The sequence below is a fragment of the Streptomyces sp. NBC_00390 genome, from assembly GCF_036057275.1.
Classification (GTDB): domain Bacteria; phylum Actinomycetota; class Actinomycetes; order Streptomycetales; family Streptomycetaceae; genus Streptomyces.
This window is the reverse complement of sequence record NZ_CP107945.1, coordinates 693,020-709,549: the sequence shown is the minus strand read 5'-3', so window position 1 is coordinate 709,549 and position 16,530 is coordinate 693,020. Positions and strand designations below refer to the sequence as shown.

The window sequence follows — 16,530 nt, the reverse complement described above, 5'->3', positions numbered from 1 at the left end:
GGGCCGGGGTATGTTGCCTGAAGGGAAGGAGACCCATGGCTCAGAGCGACAGACGGACGGTGCGTGACCTGCGGCGCGGCAATCGCGCACGGGTTCTGCAACGGTTGTATTTCGACGGCCCGTTGAGCCGCCAGGAGCTCGGACCGGCGACCTCGCTCAGTTCGGGTTCCATCAGCAACGTGGTCTCCGAGCTTGTCGCGGAAGGCGTGATCGAGGAGGCCGGAGTGGTCGACTCCGACGGCGGCCGGCCGCGCACCCTGCTGCGCGTGGCGCCCGGCAGCGGGCTCCTCGTCGGCATCGACATCGGCGAGACCCGGATCCGTGTCGAACTCTTCGACCTCTCGCTCACCGAACTCGCCCGCACCGAACGCCCCCTTGCCCAGCACGGTTACGACGTGGAGCGCGTCGTCGCCCATGTCCGCGCCGGCGTCGCCGACGTGCTCCGCGACGCGGACGCCGACCCCGCCCGTCTGCTCGGCATCGGCATCGGCGTGCCCGGACTCATCGAGTACGACTCGCCTGGCGGCGCGATCGTGCACGGCCAGACCATCGGCTGGAGCGCCGTGCCCTTCGAGCGGTTGCTGCGTGAAGCCGTCGACATCCCGCCCGCGGTACCGCTGTTCATCGACAACGGGGCCAAGACGCTGGGGCAGGCCGAGATGTGGTTCGGCGGCGGACGCGGCTCGCGCGAGGCCGCCGTCGCGCTGATCGGCTCGGGCGTCGGCGCCTGCGTCGTACACGCCGCGACCCCCGACGAGAACGCCCGCAGCAGCGCGCTGGAATGGGGCCACACCACTGTCCGTATCAGAGGCCGGCGCTGCCGCTGCGGATCGGCCGGCTGCCTGGAGGCGTACGTGGGAGGTGAAGCGCTGCGTGAACGCTGGCAGGAGGCGGGCGGTCCGCTGCCTCCCGACGCGGACGACGAGACCGCGCTGGCCACCTTGCTGGCCGCCGCCTTCCCCGAAGGGGGCGCAGCGGAACCCGACCCGGTCGCCCTCTCCCTCCTCGACGACACCGCCGAGTACCTCGGCGCCGCAGTCGCCGACCTGATCAACCTCTTCCGTCCCGAACGCATCCTGCTCGGCGGCTGGGCGGGACTGCTGCTCGGCCCCCATCTGCTGCCCGAAGTACGCCGATACGCAGGCGAGTACGCGCTGCATCACGCGGCCTCGCGCACCACCATCGAACTGGGCCGCCTCGGCCCCGACGCCGTCACCGTCGGCGCCGCCACCCTGCCGCTCGCCGACTTCCTCGCACGCGGCGGCAGCCGCCCGCCGGTGACGTCGCGGCCACCGGGCTCACCCGGGCCGGGCGCCCTGGCGCCGGCCCGGCGCCGCAGCTCCGCAGCCCCGGCCTGAGACCTGGCGGCAAGGAGTTCCGGGCCGACAGGCGTGCGTGGTGTCCACTCGTGGCCCGTGCGCCCCGGGCCCGGGCGGAAGGCGCCGCCGGGACTTCGCCCCCGGCGGCGCCTGCCCTTCCCGTACGGCGCGGGCATGGTTCGAGCAAGGCCGGGAACCGGCCACTCTGAGACTGAAGCCTTGTCATGGTCCTTGTGCTGCACCTAAGTTGGCCGCTTGCGACATGACCTGCATGCGTGACCGACATGTCAGTGGGGGAGTCTCAGCCATGGCCGCAACCGGTCGGCACCGCCGATATCAGCCGAGCCGCATCAACCGCGCGTCACTCACCGTCACGGCCGGCGGTGCGGGAATGGCGCTGCCCCTGATCGGCGCCGGGTCGGCCCATGCGGCGTCCGTCGACGTCTGGGAGAAGGTCGCGGCCTGCGAGTCCACCAACAGCTGGAAGATCAACACGGGCAACGGCTACTACGGCGGCCTCCAGTTCAGCCAGGCCACCTGGGAGGCGTACGGCGGAAGGCAGTACGCCCCGCGCGCGGATCTGGCCACCAAGGACCAGCAGATCGCCGTCGCGGAGAAGGTCCTCGAGGGCCAGGGGCCGCGCGCCTGGCCCACCTGTTCCGTGGAGGCAGGTCTGACCCGAGGCGGCGACGCCCCGGACATCGAGCCGATGACGGGTCCGAACAAGCCTGCCCAGCCGAAACAGCTCGCGCCCAGGAAGGCCGGCCCGAAGCGGAACGCGTCGCCCACCACGGTGCCGACCGAGCGCGAGGGTTACACGGTCGCCCGAGGCGACTCACTCTCCGAGATCGCCGGGCGGGAGCGGGTCAGCGGCGGCTGGCAGCGGCTCTACGAACAGAACCGCGCTGTCGTCGGCGACGACCCGGATCTGATCTTCCCAGGCCAGCGGCTGACCCTGCGCATCGCGGCCCCGCGCACCGACTCCCGCACCGACACCCGCCCCGCCGCACCGGACCGGCAGCAGCCCCCGCGCACCCGGCCGCAGCAGCAGACGCCGCAGCCCCGGTCGAAACCCCAGCCGAAGCCGCAGCCGCAGCCCAAGCGGCCGGCTCCGAAGCCGAAAGAGCAGGTCAAGCCGGCCACTGCCGCCAAGCCCGCCCAGCGGGCGGGATTCAGCGCACCTGTGGACGCCAACCCCTCCACCGCCTACCGTAAGGCCGGCTCCGCCTGGGCGAGCGGCTACCACACGGGCGTGGACTTCCCGATCCCCACCGGCACCTCCGTCCAGGCCGTCGCCGCCGGGCGGGTGGTGTCGGCCGGCTGGGGCGGGGCGTACGGCTACGAGGTCGTCATCCGGCACACCGACGGCAAGTACAGCCAGTACGCGCACCTGTCGGCCCTCACCGTGCGCTCCGGCCAGCAGGTCTCCAGCGGTCAGCGGATCGGCCGCTCAGGATCCACCGGCAACAGCACCGGACCGCATCTCCACTTCGAGGTGCGCACGGGGCCGGGGTACGGGTCCGACATCGACCCCCTCGCCTATCTGCGGTCGGGCGGTGTCAGGATCTGAGCCCGCCCGCGGCGGGTTCGGCCCCGTACCGAGCCGCTCGACGGTCAGCAGGATGAGGCCGCCCGCCGCCACCACACCGAAGCCCAGGGCCAGCACGGTCCCGGTCACGCCGTACCGGAAGGTCTCACCGAACATGGTGAGGCCGACGACCGCCGCCACCACCGGGTTGACGACCGTGACCGTCGCAAGCGGTGCCGCGAGGCCCGCGCCGCGGTAGGAGGCTTGGGAGAGCAGCAGCCCGCAGGTGGCGAAGGCGGCGATCGCCAGCAGGCTCGGCCACTGCGTGAGCGGCGCGGCCCAGTTCCAGTCCACCGCGGCCGTCTTGGTGAACACCGAGGCGATACCGAACGACACACCCGCCGCGCCGGCCAGCAGCACGCTGCGGGCGATCGGCCGGTGCATGCGCTGCGCGAGCAGGAACAGCAGCCCCACCGCGCCCACGGTGACCGCCGCGAGCACCACGCGCTGTGCACCCGGCAGCGAGTGGGAGTCGGTGTTCCCGGTCAGGGAGAGCAGTCCCGCGAGCCCCACCGTCGCCATGATCGCGCCCCGCCACGCTGTCGCCCCGGCCTTGCGCCGTACGAACAGCGCCGCCATCGGCAGCGCGAACACGATGGTCAGAGCGCCGAGCGGCTGCACCACGCTGAGCGGCCCGTACGCCAGCGCAGCCACATGCAGCACGGCGCCGATCCCGTTGAGCGCGACGGCGACCCACCAGCCGCCCTGGTGCAGGGGCGCGTAGGGGCGGGAGGGCGTGTGGGACGCCACGTGCTCCTGCAGGATGGCCCCGCCCGCATAGGCGACCGCGGAGACCAGTGACAGGAGCACGGAGAGCGCTAGGGAACTCATACCGACCACCCTGTCCCCCTTCTGCGTTCACGTCGTCGTTCTTGAGCAGGCATTTGGTCGTACTGCTGACGGAGTACGGGATGACCCCCGTAGTCCCCCTAGGGGACGGGGCGCGGGCCGGCCGGGGTGGTTGCCGGCCCGTCTTCACGCGTACGGCGCTCACTCCCAGTATCCGGTCAGCGCTCTTTCCCCGCGCGCTGCCGGGCCGACCACGCCGCCGGCCCGTGCCACCGCGCCATCGTTACGGTGTTCGGGTGCGCTCGCACCGTATTTTCGGTGCGACACCTCGCGCGGGCGACGAAAGAGAGCGGAGAGTGGGCGTGGACCTGGCAGAGCTGGCCTCCGTGGGGGGTTTCTTCGCCCTGCGGACCGGGACGCCGGACGGCGACCACACACCGCTCGGCCGCGTCTACACCGGTGACGGCGCGCGGCTGACGGAACGTGTCGACACCGTCGCCACGCGACTCGGCGTCACCGAACGACGGGTGGCCGCCTCCGTCACCCACCTCGGCCTCGCCGCCCGCCTCTGGTCCGTCGCGCTCGGGTCCGCGGCACTGCACGGGCAGCTGCCCGACCTCGATCCGGCGCTGCTGCACTGGGACACGGACCGCGCCGCCCCGGACGACCTGCTGCTCACCGAGGTGCGAGTGCTGCCCGGGACGCCGGACGGCGTACGCGAGGCGGTGCAGTACGGGCATCTGCTGCCGCTCGCCGACGCGCTGCGGCGCGACACGCGCGTCTCCCGGCAGCTGCTGTGGGGCAACGCGGGGTCCGCCCTCGCCGGGGCCGTACGCGCCCTGCACACATGGGCTCGCCGCAGCGGACGGCCCGAGGTGGCCGAGCGCACCTCCCGTCTTGCCGTGGAGCTGTTCGCGCACGCGGATCTCGCCGGCACGGTTCAGATGCCCGGGCTGCGGCGGCGCAGTTGCTGTCTCTACTACCGCAGTCCGGGCGGCGGGCTGTGCGGCGACTGTGTCTTCGACCGCCCGCCGCGGTCCGCCCCCGCAGCTGAGTGATCGTCGTGACGCCACCTACAGGTGGATGCGCGGGTTTCCCGTGGCCAGGCCACGGCACAGGCCCGGCCCGGCCCTGTTGATGTGCACCGTCTCGCACAACGGCGCGTTCGCTCGAGGCAAGGCGCAGCCGGTCGCAGCCGGCCGCGCCCGGCGGCCGGCTGTTTCAGCAGGGCCGGCGCCACACGCCCAGATCGAGCTTCTTGCGCATGGAGCTCAGGCCGAGACGCTCGGCCTGCTTGCAGAACCGGCCCACCGGAAGCGCGTACTCGACATGGAACACCGCCTTGCCCGCGGCCACGAAGGGCTTGAGCGCCGCGCAGTCGCCGAACTCGGCACATTCCTCGTTCACCGCGAAGTCGAACTCCCGTACCAGCTGCGGGACATGGGGCAGGTCGTTCTTCAGCCCCACCGACAGACCACGGTCGTGAGCGAGCCGCGCGATCATGCGGTTGTAGGCGAGCTGATCGGCGCCGGTCAGGGCGAAGCCCGTGTCGTTGAGGTAGCCGTCCATCAGATCGGGCTCGATCGCGTCGAAACCGCGGTCCCGGCACATGTCGAAGCGCTTCGCCATCAGCGGGCGCAGCACGTCGCGCCGGCGGATGTCCAGCCAGCGCTCGCCCTCCCAGCCGTTGGGCTTGCCCAGCAGCGACTCGGGGAAGTCGTCCCGGTCCGGCCGGAAGTCCTCCCAGGCACCGACGTTGATGTAGCAGATGACCTTGCGGCCTTCCCGGTGCAGCCTGCGCACCGTCGCGGCTTCGTTCTCGAAACCGTCGATGTCGTAGACGGGCACATCGACGCTGTGGTCGATCCTGCCCTGGAGCTGCCACTGCCAGGCGAGTCCGGGCTTCGGCTTCCAGCGCGGCCCCGAGCGGGAGGCGGTGGGGCCGGGGCCGGGCTCAGGGGGCGTCGAGCAGGCGGCGAGCAGGAGCAACGCGGCGGCACACAAGGCCGTCCGCAGCCGGGCCGTACGGGTCATGACGCCTTCCGGAGTGCGGGTGGCAGAGCCGACCAGGGGTTCGGGCCATGCCCGGTCACGGCGCAGTGTACGGCTGCTCCGCGCAGCTCCGCGGTCCGCGCAGCCAGTCCGCACAGCCCGCTGGGCACCCCGTGCACGAGGTGACAGAAGGTCTCGGGCGGATGGCCGCCGGTCCACGGCGGCGGCGCCGGAGCCGTGCGGTAGGCGTCCCACCCGCCCTCGAACGTCACCAGCAGATCGGCGAACGCCGCGTATCCGGGGGCCGGATGGACCCCGGGATTGAGCACGACGGTTCTCGCGCCGTACGTCCGTGCCGTCCGGGCGAGCCGCCGGTAGTGACGCACCCCGCCCCGGTCGGCAGCTACCTGGTCGAGGAAGAACCCGTCCGCGGCGTACCACTCGCGGTGCCGCGCGAAGTCCCGCGCCACATCCCGGGCGGAGCGCCGGCCATAGTCGGTGTCGACATACCCCAGCACCGGCGCCCCGGCCGCCCGCAGCGCTGCGGCCGCACCGGTGAAGTGCGGGTCGGGTGCCCGGCCGGGTCCGTCGTCGGCATTGAGCACCACGCCGTACAGCAGCGGTGCACAGGCGACGAGAGCCTGCCAGGCTGCCGGGTCGACGGCCGGATGGACGTACAGGGGCACGAGCAGTCTCATGACGGGACGCTCACCGGACGGGCCCGCCCGATGGGGCCGAGTTCCACAGATCGGCCAGCGAGTCGGCGAGAGCGTGCCGCGGCTGCCAGCCCAGCGCCGTGCCCGCGGCCGCGATGTCGGCGCACTGCCACGCGACCGCCGAGGAACGCGCCGACCCGTCGCCGCCCTCGTCCAGCTGCCCGGTGAAGGAGGCCACCCGCACGAGGGTCTTCGCCAGGTCCCGTACGGCGGTGGCCTGTCCGCTGCCGATGTTCAGCACCGGCGGCAGCGGCCCTTGCGCCGTCGCCGCACGTGCCACCGCGTCCGCCACATCCCGCACATCGACGAAATCGCGGTGCGCGGACAGATCGCCCACCCGGACCGTGCCGTGCGCACCGGCCCGCCGCAGCTGCGCGGCGAGCCGCCCCGGCAGTCCGGCCGCCGGTGCGCCGGGCCCGACAGGGTTGAACACCCGCAGCACCACCGCGTCGAGCCCCGAGGAGGTGACCGCGACGGTCCCGGCGAGCTTGGTGGCCCCGTACGGGCTCAGCGGCCGCGTGGCGGCCGACTCGGCCACGGGCGTACCGCGGTCGGCTGGGCCGTATTCGGCCGCAGACCCCAGATGGACCAGCCGCGTGCCCGGCAGCACCTCGCCCAGAGCCTCGCACAGGGCGGCCGGCCCGCGGGCGTTGACATCGGTGAGCTGGACGGCGCTGCCCGCCACGAGCCCCGCGCAGTTGACGACGACATCGGGCGCCGCCCGCAGCAGCGCGTCGGCGATGACCTGCGGACATGCGGTCAGGTCGACGGGCAGGTCCGCCGTCGACGAAGGGCCGCTCACGAGCAGGCGCACGTCGGGCAGACCGCGCAGCCGTGCTGCGGCATGCGCGCCGAGGAACCCGGACGAGCCGAGAAGGAGGATGCGCACGGCGCCCGTCACGCTCCCTTGAGCAGCAGACCGCGGTGCGTCGTGAACTCGGCGTTCGCCCGGTCGTAGTCGTCGGGCCGCCCGATGTCGAGCCAGTAGCCGTCGAACTCGTAGGCGTGCGGCGGGTTCTGCGCCTTGAGCAGGTCGAGCACGAGCTCGTCGAAACCGAGCGGCAGACCGGGGGTGTATCCGGCGAGCGTGTCGCGGCTCAGCCCGTACACACCCATGGAGACGCGGTAGTCCATGCTCGGCTTCTCGGCGAAGCCGACGACCTTGCCGGACTCGGTGGTGAGCACGCCGAAGTCGATGGAGACCTTGCGGGCGTAGGTGGCCACGGTCAGCGGCGCGCCGGATGCGCGGTGATGCTTGACGACGTCCCCGTAGTCGAGGTCGGTGAGGACATCGCCGTTCATCACGAGGAACGACTCGGGCAGCCGGTCCATCATGGTCAGCAGCGGGCCCATCGTGCCGAGCGGGCTGTCCTCGGTGGAGTAGCCGACGCGCAGTCCCCAGCGGGAGCCGTTGCCGACATAGGCCCGGATGATGTGGCCGAGGTGGCCGATGGCCAGGGTGCAGCTGGTGAAGCCCGCGGCGGCGAGCTGGCGCAGCACGATCTCCAGGATCGCGTGCTGGTCGCCGATGGGTACCAGCGGTTTGGGCAGTGCGGTGGTGTACGGGCGGAGCCGGACGCCCTTGCCTCCGGCGAGTATCACTGCGTGCATGGAAGCCCCCTGCTGGTCAGATGTTGTAGATGCCGGTCTTGTAGCGGGCCAGATTCGCCGGGTTTCGGAAGAAGTCCACGGTGTGCCGCAGACCGGCCTCCAGGCCGTGCTCGGGCCGCCATCCGGTCGCGGCGCACAGCCGCGTGGCGTCGGCGACCAGGCGCAGCACTTCGGAGCCGGCCGGCCGTACCCGCTGCAGGTCCTCCCGCACGTCCAGCTCGGTGTCCATCAGCTTGCCGATCAGACGCGTGAGGTCACCGACCGAGATCTCCTCGCCCGTGCCGGCGTTGAAGGTGCGGCCGACGACGGCTTCGGCGGGCGCGGTGCCCACCGCGAGAAAGGCGCGGGCAGTGTCCTTGACGTACAGGAAGTCGCGGGTCGGGCGCAGGTCCCCGAGGGTGATGGTCTGTTCGCCCGCCGCGATCTGGCCGATCACGGTGGGGATGACCGCCCGCATCGACTGCCGTGGCCCGAAGGTGTTGAACGGGCGCAGCGTGACGACCGGTGTCCCGAAACTGGCGTGGTAGCTGTCGGCGAGCCGGTCCCCGCCCGCCTTCGAAGCGGCGTACGGGGACTGGGTGTTGATGGGGTGGTCCTCGGTGATCGGCACGGTTCGGGCGGTGCCGTACGTCTCGCTGGTGGAGGTGTGCACCAGGCGCGGGACGCCGAACCGGCGTGCGGCCTCGAGCACATTGAGCGTGCCGGTGACATTGGTGTCCACGTAACTGTGCGGCGCCCGGTACGAGTACGGGATCGCGATCAGCGCGGCGAGGTGGTAGACGGCCTCGGCGCCCTCGACGAGCTGCTGCACCGAACCGGGGTCGCGCACGTCCCCGAGGACGATGTCGACCCGGTCGAGCACGTCGGCGGGCAGGGTCTCCAGCCAGCCGTAGGAGGAGAAGGAGTTGTACTGGGCCATGGCGCGGACCCGGAAGCCCGCGGCTACGAGGGTCTCCGTCAGATGCGAACCGATGAAACCCTCGGCTCCGGTGACGGCGACCAGCGCGTTCGATGTCACGGAAGTGCTCTCCTGTTGTCGGTGGTCGGGTGCGGACGCGTGGGGGCGTGGGTGGGCGATCAGCGGTGGGCGGTGGGCCGGGTGAGCAGCCGGGCGGCCGCGGCGGCCAGCACGAGGGCCGCGGCGGTGCGGCCCGCCAGGGCGACGGGATCCGGTGGCAGGCCGGCCAGCGCCGCACCCGCCTCGGTCGCGGCCGTGGCGAGTGAGACGAGGGCCGGGAGCCATGCCAGCGAGAACGCCTGGAGCAGCAGGGCCGTCCACAGCACGGCCCCGAGCCCGAGCAGCGGGGCCGGCCGGACGCCCACGGACAGGGCGCCGGCGGCCAGCAGGGCCAGATACGAGCCGAGACAGAGCACGAGAGCGCGCACCTCCAGCAGGACGTAACGGCGCAGCGTGCCGGCGGCGCGCAGGGCAGCCAGCGAGAGGGAACGGAAGTGGTACAGAAGCCATTCGGCGCACCCCATGCTGAGAGTGAGCACGACGACCGAGAGCGGTTCCGCGAGGCCCGCAAGCGCCGCGAGGACACCGGCGGCCAGTCCGAACAGCCCGTACGGCAGGGAGCGCAGCCGCGGCGGGCCCGTGCCCTTCGGCGCGGCCGGTCCGGACCGCAGCAAGGCCCGTACAGCGTGGGCGGCGACACCGGCGGTCAGGGTCACGGTCGACAGCAGGAGCACCACGGCCAGTACGTCGGGCGGCCGCTGAAGCCAGCAGACGGCGCCACCGGCGGCGACGGGCAACAGCGCGGCGAGCAGCGCCCGTTCGCGGCCCAGGACCAGCAGGACGCTCGCCGCCGCGAGATAGCAGGACTGGCCGGCGGCGAACGCCGCGCCCGTGTCCGGGCCGCAGACCAGCAGCCCGATGCCCGCGGCTCCGAGCGCTCCGGCCGGAGCGCCGACGGCCAGCGTGCGCGCGGCCGCGGCCCCGCCCTCGGTGGCGAGCCGCAGATGGGCCCGGTGGCTGAGCGCCTGGTTCCAGGCCCAGGCGGCAAGACCGGAGACGACGAGCCCGGTGATGTCGGCGGCGCCCTGCCACAGCCCGGCGCCCAGCACATACGCCAGACCGGGCAGCGCGAACACCACCCCGCGCAGGGCGCAGCGGACGGTGTCGGGCCGCCAGGGGTCGGGGGTGGACGCCGGCTGGGGATAGTGGCGCGGCACCCGGGCGTAGAGGTCCTCGGCGAGCGTGAACAGATCGGGGCGGTCGTAGCGCCGTGTCATCTGCTCGTTCGTCAGTCCGTCGGACTCCAGCAGCGCGGCGACCTCGTAGGGATGGACCGCGGACGCGACCTGCTCGACCATTCGCTCGGCCAGTTCGTCGATCGGGTCCTCGGCCCAGCTCGGCCGAGTGGGAGTGCGCGGGCGCGGCCTGGGTACGGCAGGCAGCGCCTCCCCGTCGCCCGGGATCAGGCGCAGCGGGCCGCTCATGCCGTCACCCCCGCCGTGCGGCGCTCGTCCGCTGAGGTGAACCCGCCGGATTCCAGAGCGAGTTCGTGATAGATCGACCGGAAGGTGTCGACGGTCTGCCGGAGCGTGAACTGCTCGATCACCCGCCGCCGTGCACCCTCACCCATCACCGCCCGCCGTGGCCCGTCGCGCAGCAGTTCAAGTGCGGCGGCGGCCATCGCCGCAGGTTCCCGGGGCGGTACGACCAGCCCGCAGTCGCCGACCGCCTCCCGCACTCCGCCGACATCCGTCGAAACGGTGGCGCGCCCGCAGGACATGGCCTCGATCAGCGTGAACGGGAAACCCTCGCTGATGCTGGACAGCATCACCACATTGCCCGCCGCGTACGCGTCCCTGATGTCGTCGACCCGCCCCTCGAAGGTCACCGCGTCGCCGTGACCGAGCTCGGAGGCGAGCGCCTCGCAGCGCTCCCGGTAGGCCTCGCCGCCACGCGGGGTGCCGCCGAAGAGCCGCAGCCGCGCATCGGGCAGTTCCTCCCGCACCAGCGCGAACGCACGGATGAGGGTCTCAAGATCCTTGATCGGGTCGACCCGGCCGGCCCAGCTGAGCGTCGGGGTGCCCGGTTCGGGGCCCGCGGGCGGGAAGGCCGCCGGGTCGACGCCGTTGTAGACCGTGCGGATGAGCGCAGGGTCCGCGCCGCCGCGCTCCTCCCACAGGCGGTTGTACCGGTTGCCCGGCGTCACCAGCGCGGCCCTGCGGTACGTCTCCTCGGCGAGCAGCCGGAAGAAGCCCAGCAGCAGCGCCTTGACGGGCCAGCGGTAGGGGCCGGTGCGATAGCCGAGATAGCGCTCGCGCAGATAGACGCCGTGCTCGGTGAGCAGCAGCGGCACACCGTGCAGCTCGGCGCCCACCAGTGCGGGCAGCACCGCGAGCCCGCCGCTGACCGCGTGTGCGACTCCGCCCGCCGGGGCCGGCGCGACCAGCGGCCGCAGGGCGTGCTCCAGCAGCTCCGTGGCGGTCAGCGCGTCGTGCACGGTGGGCCGCGCCGCGAACACCGGCAGATCGGGGCGGGTCCAGACGTCCACGAGTATGCGTACGGCGCGGTCGGTGCGCAGCGCGGGCGCGAGGTGGCCGTCGCGGGCCGCCCTGGCCAGTTCGTACAGCGCCGGTCCGAATCCGGGCTCGGCCGCGGGGTCGAGCAGTGCGGTCAGGAACGTCTCGTAGTTCGACATCAGCCGGCGCAGCCGGCGCCCGACCGGCGGCGACCCGGCGGGATCGGGACCCCACAGCGGGACGCAGACGGGCGGGGACACATGGGTGGGCAGCTCCCAGGCGAGGGGCTCCCTTCCGGTGCCCGTCACCGCGGTGATCCGGAAGTCGATGTCCGGCATTCCGCTCACCAGCTGGTCGCACCACACGCTCACGCCGCCGTGGCTGTGCGGATACGTTCCTTCGGTGAGCAGGGTGACCACCGGTGCGCCGGTGCGCAGCGGACGGAGTACGTCGGCCATGGCGGGCGTCAGCCCGTCACGCCGTACGCCACCCGCTCGCGCGTGTGGCGTTGCCCGTGCTGAGCCTGGCCAGGGGGCGTTGGTGGTTGCTGGGGGTGGAGGGTGGGGTCGTTGTGTGTGTGGCGTTGCCCGTGCTGAGCCTGGCCAGGGGGCGTTGGTGGTTGCTGGGGGTGGAGGGTGGGGTCGTTGTGTGTGTGGCGTTGCCCGTGCTGAGCCTGGCCAGGGGGCGTTGGTGGTTGCTGGGGGTGGAGGGTGGGGTCGTTGTGTGTGTGGCGTTGCCCGTGCTGAGCCTGGCCAGGGGGCGTTGGTGGTTGCTGGGGGTGGAGGGTGGGGTGGTTGTGTGTGTGGCGTTGCCCGTGCTCGGCCTCGGCGGGGGGCTTCCCGGTGCTGACAGCCCTTGTCCGGGCCGCCACTGACGGTCCGGCCGCCGGGCCCGGCAGGGTGAGCGTGAGCCGGTCCTCCTGTGGGCCCGGCTCGGTCCAGCCGGAGACGGAGCCGGCGTACGGGCTCCCGAACGCGGCGCTGCCCAGCGGCAGGGACTGCCGGGTGCCGGCGGGCATGGTGGCGGTGATCCGCACGCCGGCGGGCGCCTGCACGGTGACGGCATCGCCGATCCGGTACGCGGTCACCTGCCCGTCCGCGACCGCGGTCCGCCACGCCGCCCGGTCGCGCAGCTCGGCACCGATGTCGCGCTGGCGCAGATTGACCAAGGGAGCGCCGTCCGCATACAGGCCCGCGTACTCGTCGAGGATGCGGCCCAGCACCGGGTAGGCGATCCGGTCCTCGGCGAGGTTGGACTGGTGGATGTAGTGCGGCCGCGGGTCACCCGCGAGCACATGGCCGAGGCCGATCCGGGCCTCCAGCGGCACGATGTGGTCCGCGTAGCCGGTGACGGGGTCCAACGGCCCGTCCAGACAAGTCGTGTTGGCGGCAGTCTCGCAGAGGCCGCTGCCGCCGTCGGCCGCACGGGTGTAGATCCAGTTGTACTCGTCGATCTGCTCGGCGGTGCGTCCCGCGTTGTAGAAGACGTTCATCGGGTGACGCGGCACCGTCAGTGCCGTGCCGACCGGGCGCTGTTCACGTTCGCGGGAGTTGTCGGAGCCGAGCGAGGCGATGGCGTTGTCGGCGAGCGCGGGCGCGAGATGAGGATTGTCGTCCGGCTGCTGCGGCAGGATCCGCAGCCCCGAGTGCTCGCCCGTCACCAACTCGTCGGTCCGCATCGGGAGTCCGGCGCGCAGGCCCCAGCCGCGGTTGTCCGCGATCTGGGCGGATATCTCGGCACGGCCGGTGTACCGCACACTGCCGTCCGCGTTCTTCGCACAGGTCCAGGGGACGACGCCGACGTCCTGGACACAGCCCAGGAAGGGGTGGTTGTAGGTGTGGTTCACCCAGCGGTACGCGGCGCTGTCGGCGGTGAGCTGCTGCGCGAGCGGGTCGCTGCCGCCGTTCTCCTCCTTGAACAGCTCGCTGCCACCGCCGTTGAAGACCATGTCGAGCGTGAACCCCCGGCCGGCCGACCACTGGGCGGCGTACTGGGCGTCGGACGCGGTCATCCGGATGGGGTCCGGCTCGCCCCGCCCCGGCGGGCAGTCCACATCGCCGGGCGTGCAGTTCAGGGTGCTGTCCCAGCGGTCGTCGGCCGCGAAGACGTCGTCGACATGGACGGCGAAGTAGTGGCGGGACGCGCCGAGACGGACGCCTTGGGTCATCCAGTCCACGATGCCGCGGGCGAGCAGCCGGAACTGCTGCTGGTACCGGTTGTAGGCGAAGGTGACGACGAGCTCGCGGCGGCCGTCGTGGCGGTACTCGCCGACGATCGAACCGCGCTCGCCGGAGCCGGGCAGCGGGGCGTCCACATAGCTGGTGAAGTCGGCGCCCGTGGCCGGACGCGCGGCATAGCCGTAACTCTCGCCCACCGCAGGGGAGTTGTCCTCGAACGGCACCGGCCCGTCGAGATAGCCGAACGGTCCCGACCTCCCCGCGGGGGTGACCTGTGCCCGCACACCGTCCAGCGAACCGCTGTAGCCGCCGTTGGCGGGATGATCGAGGCCCACCTCGGGGCGGGCGTAGGTGTAGGCGTCGACCTGCGGGATCGCGAACGTCCGCTCGTACGCGGTCAGAGCCGCCAGCTCCGCGGAGTCCAGCCCGGGTGGAGCGTCGCTGGGCAGCACCACGGCCTGGAACCTTGCGCGCGGCCGTCCCTCCACGGTGTCGGCGAGGAACGCCGCGTCGATCGCCGGCCGGCCGCCCTGCGCGAGGTCGACAACCGTGTACGGCGTTCCCGAACCGGAGAGTTCGGCCGTGATCGCCCCGACCGCCGGACCGCCGTCGTCCACCACCAGCACCCGCAGATCGATGCGCGGCGTCGGCGGTGGCTCTGCCGCCCGGGCCGGCGGTGACGCGACGGCGAGCGCCGTCGCCAGTGCTGATACGCCTGCCAGGGCAGCCCGATGCACGGTGCGCCTCATGTGGTCCTCCCCCGGTAGGGCATGCCGGGCCCCCGCCCGGCATGCCCTACCCCCCCTTTGAAGTGGTCGGTGTGCAGTGGTCACCGTCCACGTCGGCTCTGTCGGATCACATAGTGGGGGGCGATTTGGTCGAACTGTGGGGGCATCGTGAAACCTGGCGTGAAACGGATGCGCGGCCCGGGCGGATGTGATGGGGGAAACGCGGCCGAGGCTGCGGCCGTTCCGGACGCGGCCGGACGGCATCCCTGCATCCGCGCGGCCAGACGTCCCATGTGGGCAAGCGGTTGTCATCCGCGGCTTTGTCCTTCAGAGGTCCAGGCCCATCGTGGTCCACCGCGCCGAGGCCCGGCGATCGCGGAAATCCGGCCAGCCGTGGGACGGCTCGATGACCCCTTCGCTGCGCCTTTGGCCGACAAGTCGAAGTGTCTGGACAAAATTAGTTGTCGGTGAGAACCTGAAGTCATGTTGGACGTGACAGTGATCGAGGACTCGGCGGCAGCCGCCGTCTCGCTGGACCCGATGCGCTCCCGGCTCCTCGCCGAGCTGGCGGCCGGCCCGGCCTCGGCCGCCATGCTGGCGACCCGCGTCGGACTGCCCCGGCAGAAGGTGAACTACCACCTCAGGGCGCTGGAGCGGCACGGCCTGGTCGAGCTGGCAGGCGAGCGCCGCAAGGGGAACGTCACCGAGCGCCTGATGCGCGCCACGGCGGCGTCGTACGTGATCTCACCGGTCGCCCTCGCCGCCGTGCAGCCCGATCCGGAGCGCTTCCGCGACCAGCTCTCCGCGCGCTGGCTGCTCGCCGTCGCGGCCCGGCTGGTGCGCGACGTTGGCACCCTGATCACGGGTGCGGCCAAGGCCCGCAAGCGCCTCGCGACATACGCCCTCGACGGCGAGGTGCGCTTCGCGTCCGCCGCCGACCGGGCGGCGTTCGTCGAGGAGCTCACTCGCGGCGTCAGCGCGCTCATCGCCAGGTACCACGACGAGCACTCCGAGGGCGGCCGCGACCACCGGGTGGTCGTCGCGCTCCACCCCACCGTCAAACCCGCAGCCGAACCCGCCCCCGTCCCGATCGAGGAGTCGTCGTGAGGAGGCCTGGGGCCGCCTTCACCTGGCACGGCCCGTGCTGCCGCGGCAAGCGCCTCTGCTAGGACGGGCCCGCCGCGACCCCCTTCGGGGTCGTCCGGGCCACGGCCTTCGGTCCGGGAGTCCGGCACATCGTCCACGCGCCCGAGAGCGTCTGAGCATCAGGAGCCGTCATGGAGAAGGAATTCGAGATCGTCCGGGAGTTCGAGGTCGACGCGAGCCCCGAGCAGGTATGGGAGGCGATCACCACCGGCACAGCGGGCTGGCTGTGGCCGATCGAGTACGAACCCCGGCAGGGTGGCGCAGCCCCCTTCGGCGGCACCGTCACGGCATGGGATCCGCCGCACCGGCTGACGGCGCGGACGGAGGACGCCGAGGGCGTGTCCGTGCAGACCTTCAACCAGCTCGACCATGTCGTCGAACCACTCGAGGGCGGCGGCTGCCGGGTGCGTTATGTGCACAGCGGGATCCTCGTCGACGACTGGGACAACCAGTACGACGGCGCGAACAAGCACACCGACTTCTATCTGCACACGCTGCGCCAGTACCTCACCTACTTCACAGGCCGGCCCGCCGCGTTCTGCACCCTCGACGCCCCGGACGCCTCCAAGGCCCCCGACGCACTGGAGACCGTCGCCCGCGGCCTCGGCCTGCCGGACACGGCGGCCGAGGGGACGACCGTCCGGGTCGAACTGCCGGGCGCGGGTGTGGCCGATGCCGTGGTCGACTACCGCAACCCCTACTTCGTCGGGCTGCGCACCGATGACGCGCTCTACCGTGTCTTCGGCCGCAACCACTTCGGTGCGCCGGTCGGCGTCAGCGTCCACGACTTCGCCGGCGGCGCGGACGCGCAGAAGACCGAGGCCGCCTGGCGGACCTGGCTCACCGGCCTGTTCACCTGACCCTCGCGACCAGGGCCTGCCCGGACCTCCCCTCCCGGCCGGGCAGCCCTTGGCTCCGCCAGGAGGTGACTTTCGTCATTTGGCCGGCACCCCATCACTCAGTAAAGTTGCGCTTTTGGAACGACGGCAT

Annotated in this window: 14 protein-coding genes; 5 read left to right on the top strand and 9 right to left on the bottom strand. The window is 72.4% G+C overall.

Translation table 11 applies throughout. The features are described from left to right. Positions 1-35: 35 nt before the first annotated feature. Together OHS70_RS02910 and OHS70_RS02905 are read left to right on the top strand one after the other, a co-directional pair. Positions 36-1,358: an ROK family transcriptional regulator gene (locus OHS70_RS02910; RefSeq protein ID WP_328393304.1), complete on the top strand. Its 1,323-nt coding sequence runs from the start codon at positions 36-38 to the stop codon at positions 1,356-1,358. 268 nt (positions 1,359-1,626) lie between these two features. Continuing rightward, a complete protein-coding gene (locus tag OHS70_RS02905; RefSeq protein ID WP_328393302.1) occupies positions 1,627-2,889 on the top strand; it encodes a transglycosylase family protein in 1,263 nt (420 codons plus the stop codon). Here OHS70_RS02905 and OHS70_RS02900 read toward each other — a convergent pair. Then, positions 2,770-3,738, bottom strand: a complete 969-nt coding sequence (locus tag OHS70_RS02900; RefSeq protein ID WP_328393300.1) for a DMT family transporter — start codon at positions 3,736-3,738, stop codon at positions 2,770-2,772. The genes OHS70_RS02905 and OHS70_RS02900 overlap by 120 nt on opposite strands. 320 nt (positions 3,739-4,058) lie before the next feature. On the opposite strand from OHS70_RS02900, the gene OHS70_RS02895 reads away from it, so the two are divergent. Continuing rightward, positions 4,059-4,754 carry a (2Fe-2S)-binding protein gene (locus tag OHS70_RS02895; RefSeq protein WP_328393298.1) on the top strand — a complete coding sequence of 232 codons (696 nt, stop codon included), beginning with the start codon at positions 4,059-4,061 and terminating at the stop codon, positions 4,752-4,754. Between the two features lie 163 nt (positions 4,755-4,917). On the opposite strand, the gene OHS70_RS02890 is transcribed toward OHS70_RS02895, so the two are convergent. From OHS70_RS02890 to OHS70_RS02855, 8 genes are read right to left on the bottom strand one after another with little or no spacing between them, the layout of a single operon-like run. After that, complete coding sequence (locus OHS70_RS02890; protein ID WP_328393296.1) at positions 4,918-5,730, bottom strand: endo alpha-1,4 polygalactosaminidase; 813 nt, start codon at positions 5,728-5,730, stop codon at positions 4,918-4,920. Further along, on the bottom strand, positions 5,727-6,386 hold the full coding sequence (locus OHS70_RS02885; protein WP_328393294.1) for a spherulation-specific family 4 protein: 660 nt from the start codon (positions 6,384-6,386) through the stop codon (positions 5,727-5,729). Before OHS70_RS02885 ends, OHS70_RS02890 begins: the two co-directional genes overlap by 4 nt. A gap of 10 nt (positions 6,387-6,396) precedes the next feature. Then, a complete protein-coding gene (locus OHS70_RS02880) occupies positions 6,397-7,293 on the bottom strand; it encodes an NAD-dependent epimerase/dehydratase family protein (protein WP_328393292.1) in 897 nt (298 codons plus the stop codon). 8 nt (positions 7,294-7,301) lie between these two features. Continuing rightward, complete coding sequence (locus OHS70_RS02875; protein WP_328393290.1) at positions 7,302-8,015, bottom strand: nucleotidyltransferase family protein; 714 nt, start codon at positions 8,013-8,015, stop codon at positions 7,302-7,304. A 16-nt stretch (positions 8,016-8,031) separates the two neighbouring features. Beyond that, a complete protein-coding gene (locus tag OHS70_RS02870; protein WP_328393288.1) occupies positions 8,032-9,033 on the bottom strand; it encodes an SDR family NAD(P)-dependent oxidoreductase in 1,002 nt (333 codons plus the stop codon). Positions 9,034-9,092: 59 nt separating this feature from the next. Next, on the bottom strand, positions 9,093-10,457 hold the full coding sequence (locus OHS70_RS02865) for a hypothetical protein (protein WP_328393286.1): 1,365 nt from the start codon (positions 10,455-10,457) through the stop codon (positions 9,093-9,095). Then, positions 10,454-11,947, bottom strand: a complete 1,494-nt coding sequence (pelF, locus tag OHS70_RS02860; RefSeq protein ID WP_328393284.1) for a GT4 family glycosyltransferase PelF — start codon at positions 11,945-11,947, stop codon at positions 10,454-10,456. The genes OHS70_RS02865 and pelF overlap by 4 nt, the downstream gene beginning before the upstream one ends. An 8-nt stretch (positions 11,948-11,955) precedes the next feature. Further along, positions 11,956-14,415: a hypothetical protein gene (locus OHS70_RS02855; RefSeq protein WP_328393282.1), complete on the bottom strand. Its 2,460-nt coding sequence runs from the start codon at positions 14,413-14,415 to the stop codon at positions 11,956-11,958. A 462-nt stretch (positions 14,416-14,877) separates the two neighbouring features. Between OHS70_RS02855 and OHS70_RS02850 the strand changes: the two genes are divergently transcribed. Both OHS70_RS02850 and OHS70_RS02845 read left to right on the top strand, forming a co-directional pair. Further along, complete coding sequence (locus tag OHS70_RS02850; RefSeq protein WP_328393280.1) at positions 14,878-15,501, top strand: ArsR/SmtB family transcription factor; 624 nt, start codon at positions 14,878-14,880, stop codon at positions 15,499-15,501. Between the two features lie 170 nt (positions 15,502-15,671). Next, positions 15,672-16,400, top strand: a complete 729-nt coding sequence (locus OHS70_RS02845; protein WP_328393278.1) for an SRPBCC family protein — start codon at positions 15,672-15,674, stop codon at positions 16,398-16,400. Positions 16,401-16,530 lie beyond the last annotated feature (130 nt).